This window comes from Streptomyces sp. 6-11-2 (assembly GCF_006540305.1).
GTDB lineage: Bacteria > Actinomycetota > Actinomycetes > Streptomycetales > Streptomycetaceae > Streptomyces.
This window is the reverse complement of sequence record NZ_BJOR01000001.1, coordinates 131,550-146,191: the sequence shown is the minus strand read 5'-3', so window position 1 is coordinate 146,191 and position 14,642 is coordinate 131,550. Positions and strand designations below refer to the sequence as shown.

Below are 14,642 nucleotides of genomic sequence, written 5' to 3'. Positions count from 1 at the left end.
GCGGGGCCACGACGGCCGGGCCGGGTCCGGGTGGACGCGCGGACCGCCTGCACCCACGCGTCCCGGATCCGCGAGGCGCAGCCCGGTGCGCCTACCAGTCCCCGTCCTCCACCGGCCTGCCCGGAGCGTCCTTCAGGGGCCGCACCTGCCGCGGCGACGGTTCCTGCCACGGCTCGTGGTCGTCGCCGAGCCAGTCACCGGCCGGCCGCACCTCCGACAGGGCGTCGGTGGGGGAGAGGTCCTGGGCGTCCTGGTCGTAGTAGTCGAACCAGGGCAGTCCGGCGCTCGTGTACGCGGCGCGGTCCACGGGCGAGGGTGGGGGAGCCTCGCCGGTGATGCGGCGCCACTGCGGAGGCGTCACCAGGTGCACGAACACCCGCCCCGCGGGCCGCTCGGACCAGGCGCCCGGCGGCCGGTCGTCCCGGTACACCTCCTGACACATGGAGCCGCCGACACCGAGCCCCATCGCGGGCGCGGCCCGGCGCGGGGCGGCCGGCGCGGCGCCGGGCGCGGGCGCCGCGGCTGCCGCCATGGGGGCGGCACCGCAGATCTGGGCCGACAGGGCCGCCTCCCGCCGCAGCCGCCGCCGCTCCTCCTCGTGCCACCGGGCCAGTTCGGCGTCGTTCAGCGGGAACGACTGCAACTGCACGCCGCCCCACACCTCCTCGCCCGTGACCTGGCCCTCGACGCTCGCCCCCAGGCCCAGCGGCACGGCGACGAACTGGCGCACGGTGCCCTTGCCGGAGTTGATGCCGTCCAGCCAGGGCTGGCGGGGCAGCACCACGTAGTTCTGCGGGTCGCGGGACAGCCGGTCGCTCCAGGGCCGGCCCGACACCGCGCACACCTTGCCCACGCCGACCTGGAGGGCGGCCGGCTCGGTCGTGCCCGCGAAGCTCAGCCACATGGCCTCGCGCAGATACACCGGCAGCATCACGCCGCCGCGCGCCCGCCACTCCTCGGGCACCGAGTCCGCGTAGTCGGCCACCCGCCGGACCGGGAACTCGCCCAGCCCCGGCGGCAGCGGATGCGTACCCTTCTCCGGCAGCCGCAGGGTGCGCACGAACCGCACCGCCACACCGCCCGGCAGCCGCAGCGTGTTCCCGTCGATCCGCACCTTCGAGTCGGTCATGCCTGTTCCCCTCCCTCACAGGACCGCGCCGTCGTAGGACCGCGCCCCTCACGCACAGAACGCCGCGCGACGCCCTCGCGGTTCCGCCGCTGCCGGACCGGGGCGCCCAGCCGGTCCCCGAGCCGGGTCAGCCGCGGGGAGCGCTCGCGCTGGGCGCGGGTGTACCGGTCCAGCTCCTCCAGGAGCCGGCGGGAGCGGTGCTCGGTGTCCATCTCGTCGATGATGCGGTCGACCTCGGTGAGCACCGCGCCGTACAGCTGCCACTGGCCCGTGTCCCGCTGCGCCTCCTCCAGCAGCAGCCGGGCCGCCTTGTCGCGGGTGGCGGAGGTCTGGCGCAGCTGGGCGGCCAGCCGGGACTCGGCCTCCTCCGCGTTCACGCTGACGTCCGAGGTGACCAGCACCGCGAAGCTGACCACCGTGTCGGCGATCTCGCACAGCAGCTCCTGCACCAGGGCTCCGGCCTGCGGCGAGAACATCGGCTCGGGAGCCCGCCGCTTCGTCAGGTCGGTGAAGGTGCGCGCCAGCACCCGCAGCACGACCGTGCAGATCTCCAGCGTGTCCAGCCCCGTGCGCAGCACCACCCGGTGCAGCAGGCCCTCGCGCACCCGCGGATTGAGCCGCAGACTGTCCTCGGCCTGCCTGAGGGAGGCGTCCACCTCGGAGATGTCGTGGTCCAGGCGGCGCGCCTCGTGCAGCCGCTCCGCGGCGCGCTCCACGGGCGGATGCCCGGCCGCCTCCTCGCCCAGCCGCAGCATCAGCTGCCGCACGCGGCGGGCCAGGCCCTCGATCGACGCGCCGGCCTGTTCGGTCCACACCGGGGGAGCGAGCAGCAGATTGCAGCCGAGGCCGACCACCGCGCCGATCAGCGTCTCCTCGACCCGCGCCGAGGCGGTACTGCCCACGGCGGTGACGCCGAGGACCAGCATGGCGCTGATCGCCACCTCGGGCACGAACTCGTCCACCCGCACCAGGTGCCCGACCGCCAGCGCCGCCAGGATCACCAGTGCGAGACTCCACCAGGTCAGCCCCACCAGCAGGGAGAAGGCGATGGCCACGAGCACTCCGGCCACCACCGAGTTCACCCGGCGGATGCCGGTGGTCAGCGTGGAGTAGAGGGTCACCTGGACGACGAGCAGCGCCGTCAGCGGCGCGGTCAGCGGCGCGGGCTCCGGACTCAGTCGCAACGCGATCACATACGCGATCGTCGCCGCGGTCGTGGAGCGCAGCGCCTGGACGACCACGGGGTCCCGGTGCCGTTTCGCCAGCCGGACCAGGGGCGAAGTCCAGTCACGTACCTTCCGCATCCCTTGCGCTGTTCCCCGATCGCGCAGAGGTCGAACGTGACCGGCCGTGCGGTCAGGCGTACAGCTTGTCGAGGAAGGCCCCCAGATTGGCCGTGGTGCGGGCGATCTGCTGCTCCAGCGTGAGGCTCTCCTCGAAGCGCGCGCCGGAGTCCGGGACCTTCTTTCCGCGCACATAGAGCGAGCAGGCGAGGTCGGTGCACATGTACACGCCGACCGAGTTGCCCTCGCGGCCCGCCGTTCCGGCCTTGCGGGCGGTCATCAGGGAGACTCCGCCCCCGCGGTGGGTGGTCAGGCACAGCGAGCACATGCTGCGGTGCAGGAAGCCGCGCCGCGAGGCGGGGAAGCGCAGGGCGATGCCCATGAGCCGGCCCTCCCGCTCGGTGACCAGATAACTGCGATCGGGCGCTCCCGGATCGCGCCAGCCCAGGAAGTCCAGATCGTCCCAGGGGCGGTCACCGAGGTCGCGGGGCAGCGACAGGCGCTTGGCCTCGCCCTTGGAGCAGTTGACGAACGAGTCGCGGACGTCCTGCTCGGACAGTGATCTCATGGTGGGCCTCCGGGGGTGGGAGAAATTGCCTAAGGGTATTAGTTTTGCGGCTAGGGTAAGCAGGATCCGATAGGGGGGTCCAATGGATTTCGGTGACCTGGCGACACCGCCGACGCGGTCGTGGGGGCGGGCCCGGCGCGTGCTGCGGGCCGCGGGTGTCCCGCCCGGCCGGCTCGCCCGGCTCCGTGCGCTGGGCGGCGGCACGTACAACACGGTCGAGGAGCTGTGCCTGGCGGACGGCACCCGGTACGTGCTGAAGGTTCCGCCCGCCCCGACCGTGCCCGGTCTGCGCTACGAGAGGGACCTCCTCGTCGGCGAGGCCGAGTTCTGCCGCGGGGCCGGGCGGGCCGGAGTGCCGGCGCCGCGCGTGGTCGCGGTCGGCGAGGAGGCGGGCCGGCGCCATCTGCTGATGACGGCCTGCCCCGGCGAGCCGTGGGACGCGTCGGTGACGGACGCCGAAGCGGCGGACCTGCGCACCCGGCTGGGCGGCCAGGTGGCCCGGCTGCACCAGGTGACCGGCCCCGGCTTCGGCTACCCCTCAGGCGCGCTCGGCCCGCTCGCCCCGGACTGGCGCGCCGCCTTCACCGCGATGTACGCCGCCGCCCTCGAAGACGCCCGCCGCTACGGCGCCCGGCTGCCCCGGCCCGCCGGCGAGATCGCCCACACGGCCGCGGCCGCTTACGGCGCCCTGGACGGGGTCGCCGTACCCCGCCTCGTCCACTTCGACCTGTGGCCGGGCAACGTCCTGGTCGACCGCTCGGAGGGCGGCGTCCGCATCGGGGGCCTGATCGACGGCGAGCGCATGTTCTGGGGCGATCCGGCGGCCGACTTCGTCTCGCTCGCGCTGCTCGGGGACATCCGCGAGGACCGGGCGTTCCTCGCGGGCTACCGCGCGGCCGGCGGCCGGGCCGGGTTCGGGCGGACGGCCCGCCTGCGGCTCGCCCTGTACCGCAGCTACCTCTACCTGATCATGCTCACCGAGACGATTCCGCGTGCCCTGGGGCGCGCGCACGAACGCTGGACGCGCGATCATGTCACCCCCGAACTGTCCGCCGCGCTCGAGGAGATCGGCCGCCTTACCGTCACCTCTTAATTTATTGCGTGGACTAAGGGATCGCAGAAGTCGCGCCCAGACGGCCCGCGGCGGTATGTTGCAGCTCGGGCACGGTTCGGGAGGGAGCCACATGGCGGGGCGGAACGGGCGCACGGTGCGCGATCTCAGAAGGGGCAACCGTTCGGCCGTACTGCAACGGCTGTACTTCGACGGCCCCCTCAGCCGCTTCGAACTCGGCCCCGCGACCGGCCTGAGTTCCGGCTCGGTCAGCAACGTCGTCGCGGACCTGGTCGCCGACGGCCTCGTCGAGGAGGCCGGCAGCGTCGACTCCGACGGGGGACGCCCGCGCACCCTGCTGCGCGTCGCGCCGGGCAGCGGCCACATGATCGGCGTGGACGTCGGCGAGACCCGGGTCCGCGTCGAGCTGTTCGACCTCACCCTCACCGAACTGGCGCGCACGGAACGGCCACTGGAGTCACAGGGCTACGACGTCGACGTGATCACCGGGCACATCCGGGACGGGATCGCCGAGGTCCTGTCCGCGGCCGGCCTGCCCCCGGAGCGCCTCCTCGGGGTCGGGATCGGCGTCCCCGGCATCGTCGAGCCCACCCCCGACCGCGGTGCCGTCGTGCACGGGCAGACCATCGGCTGGGACGCGGTGCCCCTGGAGTCCCTGCTCCGCGCCGGCTCCCGGCTCCCGGACGGCGTTCCGTACTTCATCGACAACGGCGCCAAGACCCTGGGCCAGGCGGAGATGTGGTTCGGCGCCGGCCGCGGCGCGGGCAACGCGGTCGTGGTGCTCTTCGGCTCCGGCGTGGGCGCCTGCCTGGTCACCCCCGAGGTCGAGCGCGGCCGGGCCGTGGAGTGGGGGCATCTGACGGTACGCGTACGGGGGCGCCGCTGCCGCTGCGGCGCCCTGGGCTGCCTGGAGGCGTACGCCGGCGCGGAATCCCTGCTGGCCCGCTGGCGCGAGGAGGGCGGCCGGCCACCGCGGGGCACCGACGAGGAGACCGCGCTGACCGCCCTGCTGGCCGCCGCCTACCCGCCCGAGGGCACCGCCGCCGACCCCGTGGCGCTCGCGGTGCTGGAGGAGACCGCCGAATACCTGGGCGCCGGCCTGTCCGACCTGATCAACCTCTTCCAGCCCGAGCGCATCCTCATCGGCGGCTGGGCCGGCCTCCAGCTCGGCCCCCGCTTCCTGCCCGCGGTACGCCGCCACGCGACCGCGTACGCCCTGCGCCACCCCGCCGAGCAGGTCACCATCGACCTGGGCAGACTCGGCCCGGACGCGGTCACCGTCGGCGCCGCGATCCTCCCCCTCGCCGACTTCTTCACCCGCGGCGGCCGCCGCGCCGACCCGGCCCCCAAGGACCCGGTCCCCGCCTGGCAGACGGCCCTGGAGGAACGCCGAACGTAGGGGGCTGTCCTCGCGGCGCGGGGCGATGGATCATGGGGACGCATCCCGCATCAGGAGCGTTCGAAGGAGTCGTCCGTGACGCATGACATCGCCGGTGTCCGCGCGCAGTTCCCCGCCCTGAAGGCCGGGTGGGCCCATTTCGACGGGCCGGGCGGCAGCCAGACGCCGCAGCCGGTCATCGACGCCGTCGCCGACGCGCTCGCCGGTCCGCTGTCCAACCGGGGCCTGACGACGGCGGGCGAGCGCAACGCCGAGGACTGCGTCGCCACCGCCCGGGAAGCCATGGCGGACCTCCTGGGCGCGGAGCCGTCCGGAGTCGTCTTCGGGCGCAGCGCGACCCAGCTGACGTACGACTTCTCGCGCACGCTGGCCCGGACGTGGGCGCCGGGCGACGAGGTCGTCGTCACCCGGCTCGACCACGACGCCAACATCCGGCCCTGGGTCCAGGCCGCCGAGGCCGTGGGAGCCGTCGTGCGCTGGGCGGACTTCGACCCGGCCACCGGCGAACTGACCGCGCGGCACATCGCGGACCAGTTGTCCGACCGCACCCGGCTGGTCGCGGTCACCGCCGCCTCCAACCTGATCGGCACGCGCCCGGACCTGCCCGCGATCGCCGCCCTGGCCCACGAGCGCGGCGCCCTGCTCTACGTCGACGGCGTGCACCACACCGCCCATGCCCCGGTCGACCTCGCCGCCCTGGGCGCGGACTTCTTCGCCTGCTCCCCGTACAAGTTCCTCGGCCCGCACCTCGGCGTCGTGGCGAGCCGCCCGGACCTGCTGGAGACGCTGCGCCCGGACAAGCTGCTGCCCTCGTCCGACGCGGTGCCCGAGCGCTTCGAACTCGGCACCCTGCCCTACGAACTGCTGGCCGGGACCCGGGCCGCCGTGGACTTCCTCGCCGGGATGGACCCGCGGGCGCGCGGCACCCGTCGGGAACGGCTCCTCGCCTCCTTCGGCTCGCTCGAACGGCACGAGGACGCACTGCGCCGCCGGATCGAGGAGGAGCTGTCCCGCCTCCCGGAGATCACCGTGCACTCGCGCGCGGCCGAGCGCACCCCGACCCTGCTGCTGACCATGGAGGGCCGCAGCACCGTCGACGCCTACCGCCACCTGGCCGAACGCGCCGTCGCGGCTCCGTCGGGCGCGTTCTACGCCCTGGAGGCCTCCCGCCGGCTCGGCCTGGGCGACACCGGCGGGCTGCGGATCGGACTGGCCCCGTACAACGACGACGAGGACGTCGACCGGCTCCTGGAGGCGCTGGCGGACTTCCTGCGCACGGCGCCGTAGGCCGGGGCGTGGCCCGCGAGTCCCGCCGCCCGGGTGTCAGGGCTTGCGGGCCACGCCGCCGTGGATGTCCGTGGGCTCGGGCACGGTGCCCGGCTCGGGACGCCACAGCGGGCAGGAGACGATGCCGGGCTCGACCAGCTCGAGTCCCTCGTAGTAGGCGACCAGTTGCTCCGGGCTGCGCAGCACGTACGGGACGGCGCCGGTGTCGTCGTAGCCCTGCTGGGCCTCCTTGAGCGCCTGGTCGGTGTCGGTGCTGTCGTAGTGCACGAAGCAGCTGCCGGAGGGCAGCGCGGCCTGGACGCGGCGGACGATCGACTTCGCCTCCTCGTAGTCCTGGACGTGGCCGAGAATGCCCATCAGCATCAGGGCCACCGGCTGGTCGAAGTCGAGGATCTTGCCCGCTCGCTCGATGATCGCCTCGGGGTCGTGCAGGTCCGCGTCGATGTACTCGGTCACACCCTCGGGGGTGCTGGTGAGCAGGGCCTGGGCGTGGCGCAGTACCAGCGGGTCGTTGTCGACGTAGACGATGCGCGACTCGGGGGCGATGCGCTGGGCGACCTGGTGGGTGTTGTCGTAGGTCGGCAGTCCGGTGCCGATGTCGAGGAACTGGCGGATGCCGAGGTCGCCGGCCACGTAGGTCACGGCGCGGACCAGGTACTGGCGGGAGGCGCGGGCCATGGTCTCGATGGTCGGCGCGTGCTCGCGGTAGGCGTCGCCCGCGATCCGGTCGACCTCGTAGTTGTCCTTGCCGCCCATCCAGTAGTTCCAGATGCGGGCCGAGTGCGGCACCGTGGTGTCGATCTTGGACAGCGCGTCCTGGTCCGGGGTGAGCTCGCCGTCTGCCATGGGGGGTCTCCTGCCGTGCGTGCGGCGGTCGTTGTCTGTCTTCAACTTAGCGTCAACGTCCTTATGCGTGGCCCGAGTTCAGGATGATGCCGAGGAGGGGGCCGCCCCGCCCCCGTCCCCGGACCGATGCGGTCGGGCCCATGCCGCGAACCCAGACGCGGAGCCGGCCGGTCCCGCGCGCTGCGGGGCCGGCCGGGGCTGTTCCGGTTTTCTTCCGGGTCCGGTTCGGGCTCAGTCCACCAGGAAGTCCGCCTGGCCCGCCTTGACGCCCCGGAGGAACGCGATCATCTCGTCCCGGCTGTAGAGCAGCGCGGGCCCCTCGGGGTCGGTGGACTGGCGGAGGGCGACCCTGCCGTCGGGCAGGCGCTTGGCCTCGACGCAGGAGCCGCCGTTGGTGCCGCTCCAGGGTTTGTGCCAGCCCTCGGTGCCCAGGTCACCGGCCGGTATGCCGCTGTGGAGGGGGGCGTTGGATGCCATGGATCACAACTCCTTACGCAGTTCGCCCAGGATGTCCCTGGTCCGTGCGACCGGTTCCGCCTGCACGGACATCCGGTCCAGAACTTCGAGATAGGTCACGACGTCCTCCGGCCTGTCGTAGTACACCGAGCCCGCGAGGTTCTCGGTGTAGACGACGTCGGGCAGTTCGGAGAAGCCGAAGCGGAAGTGGTGGAAGGGGCCGAAGGCGCCCGGGTGGGCCCCCACCGAATAGGGCATGACCTGGATACTGACCTTCGGCATCCGGAGCACCTCGACGAGCCGGTCCAGCTGGGCCCGCATCACCCTGGGGCCGCCGACGGGGCGGCGCAGCACCGTCTCGTCCACGATGGCCCACATGGCCGGGCCGTCCGGCTTGGCGAGCAGGTCCTGGCGTCTCAGGCGCAGGGCCACGCGACGGGCGATCTCCTCCTTCGACTCGTTGGGGAAGCCGACCCGCATGAGCGCGGTGGCGTAGTCGCGGGTCTGCAACAGGCCCGGCACGTAATGAGGTTCGTAGAGGCGGATGACGCTGGCCTCGCTCTCCAGGCTCACGTACGCCTTGAACCACTCCGGCAGTACGTCGCGGTACTTGTACCACCAGCCCGGCCGATTGGCCTCCCGGGCCAGGGTGACGAAGTCGTCGATCTCCGCCGCGGGGACGCCGTAGGTGCGCAACAACTCCTTGACGTACGGGATGCGCAGGCCGACCTCGGCCTTCTCTATCCGGCGGACCGTCAGCGGCGTGACCTCGATGGCCCGTGCCGCGTCCTCGAAGGAGACCCCGGCCCGCTCCCGCAGGTGCCGCAGCCGCTTGCCGAGGACCATCCGCAGGACGGTGGGCGCGCTCCCGCCTGAGCGGTTCTCCCTCACGTCCTACCTCCCGAACGGCCGACTTCGCGTGCAGTGTGGCACGGCGTCGAGGACACAGACAGGGTGTTGGTGAACGTTCTGAAATTATCAGAACGCAGGTTGCGGGCCGAGTGTGTCCGAGACCATAGTGACAGGAGGAGCTGTCGCACAGCGGGCCGTCGCACCGGCCAACTGCGCTTTTCAACAACGAAACTGACGTTCCGCCAGATGCGAGCCCGGCCCGCACGGGAACGCGACGCGAGACCTGGATGGCCATCGTGACCGACGGACAGTCGAGGAGCCCGGACCCCGGCCTCGCCCGCACGCGGACGAGGGCGGCCGTCCTGACCCGGGGCGCCGCGCCGCCGCGTCCGAAGGAGGACCGATGACGGCATCCGGCGCTTGGCGCCCCGGGCCGCCGCCCGCACCGGCGGACACCCGGCACCGGCCGGCCGGCCCCGCCGCGGACGAGCCCTTCCGCGTCCGCTCCACCGTCCCCGCCGACCCCTCCTGGGCGGCGGCCGTACGGCGACTGGTCACCGAGCAGTTCGCCCGGCTGCCGCTGTCGGCCGATCAGCGCGACGGCGCGGTGCTCGCCGCGGACGAACTGTTCGCCAACGCGGTCAAGCACGCGCGCACCGGCCCCGACGACACGGTCACCGTGACCGTCGAGTGGAGCCCGCACACCCTCCGCGTGACGGTGGCGGACTCCTCGCCGGTGCTGCCCCGACCGCGACCGGCGGACGCGGACGCGGAGTCGGGACGCGGACTCGCCATCGTCGCCGCGCTGGCGGACGACTGGGGAATGGCGCCGCCCGAACCCGGCCGCCCCGGCAAGAGAGTGTGGTTCACGCTGCGCCGCCGCGGAGGCACGGCTCCATGACGGCCTCTCCGGACCATCCCGTGGGCACGCCCACGACATCCCGCGGACCGGACGTCTCGGGCGGAGACCTCGCGGTCCCGGGCGGATCGGTGACGGGACCGGCCGAGGCGGCGGTGCCGACGGTCGAGAGGGACGCGGTGCCGCTCGTCGGGCGGGGAGCGGCACTGGCCGTGGGGCGGGGAGCGGTACCGGCCGTGGGGCAGAACGCGGTGCCGCTGTCCGGGGAGGACGCCTCCCCGGTGGCGGCCGAGCTGGTGCGCAGGGCCGACGCGGACCGGGAGTCGACGCGGGAGGCGGGGGCCGCGCCCACGGCGGAGCGGCGACGGAGTGTGGCCCGGTGCCGCCGGGACAACGCCGAGGCGCTCGCGGCGATCGTGCGCCTGCACGGCTGGCCGACCGTCGAGGCCGTGGGCGGTGCCGCCTCGACGGCCGCCCTGATGATCCTGCTGCACGCCCCGGACCTGGGCTTCCGGCTGCGGTGCCGGGATCTGATCGCCCAGGCCACCGCGGACGGCCGCTGCCCCGCGGTGCACCTGGCCTACATCGCCGACCACTGCGCCGTGGAACTGGGCGAGCCGCAGTTCTACGGCACGCGGATCAACCCCGTCACCCTGCGCCCGTACCCCGTGCGCCGCCCGCAGACCCTCGACGAGCGCCGCCGGGACGTCGGGCTCGGTCCGCTGGAGGAACAGATGCGGGCGCTGCGGGCACACGGCTGACATCTCCGGGGCCGTGGCCCGGCTCCCCTCGGGGACCCTGCCCCTGCCCCTGCGCCTGCCGATCCGGTCCCGGTTCACCCGACCTTGCGGCCCCGCAGCGGCTCCGTGTCCGCACCCTCGCCCCGCTGCACCCCCTGGAGGAACTCCTGGAGGACCTCCGTCGCCGTACGCTCCGGGCGCCAGCCCAGTTCGGTGTGGGCCCGGGTGCAGTCCATCAGGGGGAGGTGGAGGACCGCGTCGAACAGCTGGGGGGAGGCGGGCAGCAGGCGCAGCCCCCACGCGGCGGCGATCGCCGAGCGGGCGGCGGTGCGCGGCAGCCGGACGGGCCGGGAGCCGAGCAGCTCGCCCAGCACCTGCGCGTCGAGCGGCGGCTCGGCGGCCAGATTGAACGCTCCCCGCACCTCGTGCGCGAGCGCCAGCCGGTAGGCCCGGGCGGCGTCGTCCGTGTGCAGCGCCTGCACCCGCAGGCCCGGGACGTCCGGCAGGAACGGCATCAGCTCGGGCCGGGCCAGCTGCCCCGGCAGGAACCGGCCGCCGAGGATCCGGCGCTGCTCGCTCGCCGACTCCCGCTTGAACAGGAAGGCCGGCCGCATCCGGACCACCCGCACGTCCGGGTGGTCCCGCTCGAAGGTGTCCAGGGCCCGTTCCAGATACGCCTTCTCCCGACAGTACGCGGCGTCCGGCCAGCCGTGGGTCGGCCACGACTCGTCCACCGCGTGGTCCTTCGGCCCCGGTGAGTACGCGCCGACCGACGAGGCGTGCACCAGGACCGGCACCCGCGCGGCGGCCACCGCGTCGAAGACCCGAATGCTCCCCAGCACGTTGGTGCGCCACGTGGCCGCCGGATCGTGCGTGGGCTGGAAGGCCCAGGCCAGATGGATCACGGCGTCGGCGCCCGCGAACTCCCCGGCCAGCCCGGACTGCTCGAAGGACACGTCCACCGCCGACCACTGCGTCTTCGGCGGCGACCACTGAGGGATCCTGCGGGCCAGCCCCCGTATGGATCCGATCTCCGGATCCTCGGCGAGGACCCGTACGACACTTGTGCCGACATTGCCGGTCGCGCCCGTGACGACGACCCGGCTGCCCGAAGCGCTGCTCACCCTCGGCTCCTCTCGGCGGCGGCTGACAGTGCGGCCCACCGAGTACCCGGTCACGGCCGGTCGACGCGGACCCGCGCGGGCGTGGACCGCACGGACGAGCACCGAGGGACGCGCGGGCGGCACGCCTCACGGCGTCCGGCGCTCGCGGGCCCAGTCCAGCAGCTGCTCCCCGGTCCACGTGGTCACCACGCGCTCCGGGGGCACCCCGCACGCCTCGGCCCGCGCGCACCCGTGGATCTGCCAGTCCAGCTGGCCGGGCGCGTGGGCGTCGGTGTCGACGGAGAACAACACGCCGGCGTCCACGGCCCGGCGCAGCAGCCGCCGCGGCGGGTCCAGCCGCTCCGGGCGGCTGTTGATCTCCACGGCCGTGCCGGTCTCGGCGCACGCGGCGAACACCGCGTCCGCGTCGAACTCGGACTCCGGCCGGCCCCGCCCGGTCAGCAGCCGTCCGGTGCAGTGGCCGAGGACGTCGGAGTGCGGATCGCGCACGGCGGCCACCATGCGGCGGGTCATCGACCGGGCGTCCATCCGCAGTCTGGAGTGCACCGACACCACCACGACGTCCAGCCGTTCCAGCAGCTCCGGCTCCTGGTCGAGCGAGCCGTCGTCGAGGATGTCGCACTCGATGCCGGTCAGCAGCCGGAAGGGCGCCCATGTCCGGTTCAGCTCCGCGACCACCTCCAGCTGCTCGCGCAGCCGCTCGGCGGACAGCCCGCGGGCCACCGTCAGTCGCGGCGAGTGGTCCGTGAGCACCGCCCACTCGTGCCCGAGGCGTGCCGCGGTCCGGCCCATCTCCTCGATCGGGCTACCGCCGTCGGACCAGTCGGAGTGCAGATGGCAGTCGCCGCGCAGCAGCGCCCGCAGCCGTTCGCCGCCCGCGACGAGCGGTTCGTCCGCCTCGTCCTCCAGCTTCCGCAGATAGCCGGGCACCTGCCCGGCCAGTGCCTCCCGCACCACCTGGGCGGTCTTCGGGCCGACGCCCTTGAGCGACTGGAGCGTCCCGGCCGTGGCGCGCTCGGCCACCTCGCGCTCGGGCAGCCCGGACAGCACCCGGGCGGCGGTGCGGAAGGCGCGCACACGGTAGGTCGGCGCCAGGCACCGCTCCAGCAGAAAGGCGATCCGGTCCAGTGCCTCGACAGGGTCCATCGCCACCTCCACCTCCAGGGTTCCCCGGCGCCACCGGGACCGCACCACACGGCACGGGAAGGCACCCGGCGGGCCGGCCCGGAGGCTTCCGGGCCGGCCCGCCGGGGCGGACGCCGCGGCGGTGCGGAACCCCGGGCCCGGCGGCGCCGGAAACCCGTCGCCGCGGTCGGCGTTCTAGGCTGGATGGCATGACCGAAGCTGCCCTGCACATCTCCCGGCCGCGGATCCTGGTGCTCGCCGTGCAGCCGGGCAGTCCGCCCTTCCGTATCGTGGAGATCGACGGTGAGGTGGTCGGCGAGGCGAAGACCGTCATCGACGTCCTGGAAGCCGCCGCCGCCTTCGGTATCAGCATCCACGACCTCGACGATCCGGACGTGGTCCGCTGGGTCGGCGGCGACAAGTTCACCTGGACCGTGCACTAGGGTCTTTCGTTTGGATCAGGCCGGATCAGGGCCCGGCATGATCCAAACGAGAGGCCCTAGCCCTCAGCACCGGTCCACGGGCTCAGCCCACCGTCCACTTCTGGTTGGCACCGCCCGTGCAGGTCCAGATCTGGAGCCGGGTGCCGTTGGCGGAGTTGTTTCCGGTGACGTCCAGACACTTGTTCGCCTGCGGGTTGACGATGTCGTGCGCCGAGGAGACCACCCACTTCTGGTTCGCGCCGCCGCCGCAGTCCCACAACTGGACGGTGGAGCCGTCCGCGGTGCCGCGGTCCGTGACGTCCAGGCACTTGCCGAGTGCGCGCAGGGTGCCGTCCGAGGCGACCGTCCACTGCTGGGCGGCGGTGCCGTTGCAGTCGTAGAGCTGCACCGGGGTGCCGTTGGCGGAGTTCGCCCCGGCCACGTCCACGCACTTGCCGGCCAGCCCGCGGATCGCGCCGCCGCCGGACGTGTCGCTCGTGGTCACCGATACCGAGTCGACCACGAGCTGCTGCGGGAAGGAGGTGGAGCCGTCCGGGTCGCCCGGCCAGTAGCCGCCCACGGCCAGGTTCAGGATCAGGAAGAACGGCTTGTTGAACACCCACGTCCTGCCGCCCAGGTCGGCCGGCGTGCGCCGCTGGTAGACGTTGCCGTCCACGGACCAGGTGATCGAGTCCGGCGCCCAGTCGACGGCGAAGGTGTGGAAGGCGTCCGCGAAGTTCTGTCCGTTCGGCAGCGAGTAGCCCGCGCCGATGCCGCCCGAGCCGGAGTAGCCGGGGCCGTGGATCGTGCCGTGGACGGTGGACGGCTCGAAACCGACGTTCTCCATGATGTCGATCTCACCGGAGTCCGGCCAGTTGACCGGCGTGCCGAGCATCCAGAACGCGGGCCACATGCCCTGCCCCCGCGGGATCTTCATCCGGGCCTCGACGTGCCCGTACTGCGCGGTGAACTTCCCGGAGGTGTTCAGCCGGGCCGAGGTGTACTGGCAGGTGCCGTACCAGCACTGGTAGTTGGAGGGGTTCTCGCGCCGGGCGGTGATCACCAGATGGCCCTGGCCGTCCAGGGCCGCGTTCTTGTTGCCCGACGTGTAGTACTGCCGTTCGTGGTTGTTGACGTTGTCGCCGGTCTCGATCTGCCACTTGGAGGAGTCGACGGCCGCGCCGGCGGGGCCGTCGAAGGTGTCGGAGAACGTGACGGCGGCGGCCGCCTTCGGGGTGGCCGCCGTGGGGGCGGCCGCCTTCGGGGAGTCGGCCCGCGCCGGGCCGACGGCGGCGGAGCCGACCAGGACGGCGGACAGGGCGGCGAACAGACATCTGCGGAGCAGGCGTGGACGGGCCACGGCTCTCCCTTCCGTGCGGCGGCCCGGGCCCGGGCCGCCGATCCGTTGTGGGGGGTGAATGTGTCGCCCTTGATTCAAGGAGTGAGATAAGGGGCCGTCAATATGTGGTACGGACCAATT

The 14,642-nt window shown here is 73.4% G+C and carries 15 protein-coding genes; 6 read left to right on the top strand and 9 right to left on the bottom strand.

Going from position 1 to position 14,642, the window contains the following annotated elements; all coding sequences use genetic code 11:
* Nucleotides 1-91: 91 nt before the first annotated feature.
* The 3 genes from TNCT6_RS00695 to TNCT6_RS00685 are packed head-to-tail and all read right to left on the bottom strand — an operon-like array spanning nt 92 to nt 2,980.
* Nucleotides 92-1,129 carry a hypothetical protein gene (locus TNCT6_RS00695; protein ID WP_141355539.1) on the bottom strand — a complete coding sequence of 346 codons (1,038 nt, stop codon included), beginning with the start codon at nt 1,127-1,129 and terminating at the stop codon, nt 92-94.
* Complete coding sequence (locus TNCT6_RS00690; RefSeq protein ID WP_141355537.1) at nt 1,126-2,433, bottom strand: aromatic acid exporter family protein; 1,308 nt, start codon at nt 2,431-2,433, stop codon at nt 1,126-1,128. The genes TNCT6_RS00695 and TNCT6_RS00690 overlap by 4 nt, the downstream gene beginning before the upstream one ends.
* Nucleotides 2,434-2,485: 52 nt before the next feature.
* Nucleotides 2,486-2,980, bottom strand: a complete 495-nt coding sequence (locus TNCT6_RS00685) for an FBP domain-containing protein (protein ID WP_141355535.1) — start codon at nt 2,978-2,980, stop codon at nt 2,486-2,488.
* 82 nt (nt 2,981-3,062) lie between these two features.
* On the opposite strand from TNCT6_RS00685, the gene TNCT6_RS00680 reads away from it, so the two are divergent.
* The 3 genes from TNCT6_RS00680 to TNCT6_RS00670 all read left to right on the top strand — a co-directional run bounded on the left by TNCT6_RS00680 (nt 3,063) and on the right by TNCT6_RS00670 (nt 6,738).
* Entirely contained in the window at nt 3,063-4,073 is a 1,011-nt protein-coding gene (locus TNCT6_RS00680; RefSeq protein WP_141355533.1) for a phosphotransferase family protein, read from the top strand.
* Nucleotides 4,074-4,164: 91 nt separating this feature from the next.
* Entirely contained in the window at nt 4,165-5,451 is a 1,287-nt protein-coding gene (locus tag TNCT6_RS00675; protein ID WP_141355531.1) for an ROK family transcriptional regulator, read from the top strand.
* 75 nt (nt 5,452-5,526) lie between these two features.
* Nucleotides 5,527-6,738 (top strand): cysteine desulfurase-like protein, encoded by a 1,212-nt coding sequence (locus TNCT6_RS00670; protein ID WP_141355529.1) that lies wholly within the window; start codon nt 5,527-5,529, stop codon nt 6,736-6,738.
* A gap of 36 nt (nt 6,739-6,774) precedes the next feature.
* On the opposite strand, the gene TNCT6_RS00665 is transcribed toward TNCT6_RS00670, so the two are convergent.
* The 3 genes from TNCT6_RS00665 to TNCT6_RS00655 all read right to left on the bottom strand — a co-directional run bounded on the left by TNCT6_RS00665 (nt 6,775) and on the right by TNCT6_RS00655 (nt 8,886).
* Nucleotides 6,775-7,584, bottom strand: coding sequence for an SAM-dependent methyltransferase (locus TNCT6_RS00665; protein WP_141355527.1), 810 nt, complete (start codon nt 7,582-7,584; stop codon nt 6,775-6,777).
* 231 nt (nt 7,585-7,815) lie between these two features.
* Nucleotides 7,816-8,061 (bottom strand): DUF397 domain-containing protein, encoded by a 246-nt coding sequence (locus TNCT6_RS00660; RefSeq protein ID WP_141355525.1) that lies wholly within the window; start codon nt 8,059-8,061, stop codon nt 7,816-7,818.
* 3 nt (nt 8,062-8,064) lie between these two features.
* Nucleotides 8,065-8,886, bottom strand: a complete 822-nt coding sequence (locus TNCT6_RS00655; protein WP_141365899.1) for a helix-turn-helix transcriptional regulator — start codon at nt 8,884-8,886, stop codon at nt 8,065-8,067.
* Between the two features lie 409 nt (nt 8,887-9,295).
* Here TNCT6_RS00655 and TNCT6_RS00650 point away from each other — a divergent pair, with 409 nt between their 5' ends.
* Both TNCT6_RS00650 and TNCT6_RS00645 read left to right on the top strand, forming a co-directional pair.
* Nucleotides 9,296-9,793, top strand: coding sequence for an ATP-binding protein (locus tag TNCT6_RS00650; RefSeq protein ID WP_141355523.1), 498 nt, complete (start codon nt 9,296-9,298; stop codon nt 9,791-9,793).
* Nucleotides 9,790-10,512: a DUF6624 domain-containing protein gene (locus tag TNCT6_RS00645; protein WP_308789453.1), complete on the top strand. Its 723-nt coding sequence runs from the start codon at nt 9,790-9,792 to the stop codon at nt 10,510-10,512. The genes TNCT6_RS00650 and TNCT6_RS00645 overlap by 4 nt, the downstream gene beginning before the upstream one ends.
* 74 nt (nt 10,513-10,586) lie before the next feature.
* Here the strand turns inward: TNCT6_RS00645 and TNCT6_RS00640 are convergent, their stop codons facing one another.
* Nucleotides 10,587-11,615: an SDR family oxidoreductase gene (locus TNCT6_RS00640; RefSeq protein ID WP_141355521.1), complete on the bottom strand. Its 1,029-nt coding sequence runs from the start codon at nt 11,613-11,615 to the stop codon at nt 10,587-10,589.
* Between the two features lie 126 nt (nt 11,616-11,741).
* Nucleotides 11,742-12,761 (bottom strand): PHP domain-containing protein, encoded by a 1,020-nt coding sequence (locus TNCT6_RS00635; protein ID WP_141355520.1) that lies wholly within the window; start codon nt 12,759-12,761, stop codon nt 11,742-11,744.
* A 188-nt stretch (nt 12,762-12,949) separates the two neighbouring features.
* On the opposite strand from TNCT6_RS00635, the gene TNCT6_RS00630 reads away from it, so the two are divergent.
* On the top strand, nt 12,950-13,183 hold the full coding sequence (locus tag TNCT6_RS00630; RefSeq protein WP_141355518.1) for a hypothetical protein: 234 nt from the start codon (nt 12,950-12,952) through the stop codon (nt 13,181-13,183).
* Between the two features lie 82 nt (nt 13,184-13,265).
* Here the strand turns inward: TNCT6_RS00630 and TNCT6_RS00625 are convergent, their stop codons facing one another.
* Nucleotides 13,266-14,522, bottom strand: coding sequence for a ricin-type beta-trefoil lectin domain protein (locus TNCT6_RS00625; RefSeq protein WP_141355516.1), 1,257 nt, complete (start codon nt 14,520-14,522; stop codon nt 13,266-13,268).
* Between the last annotated feature and the right edge of the window lie 120 nt (nt 14,523-14,642).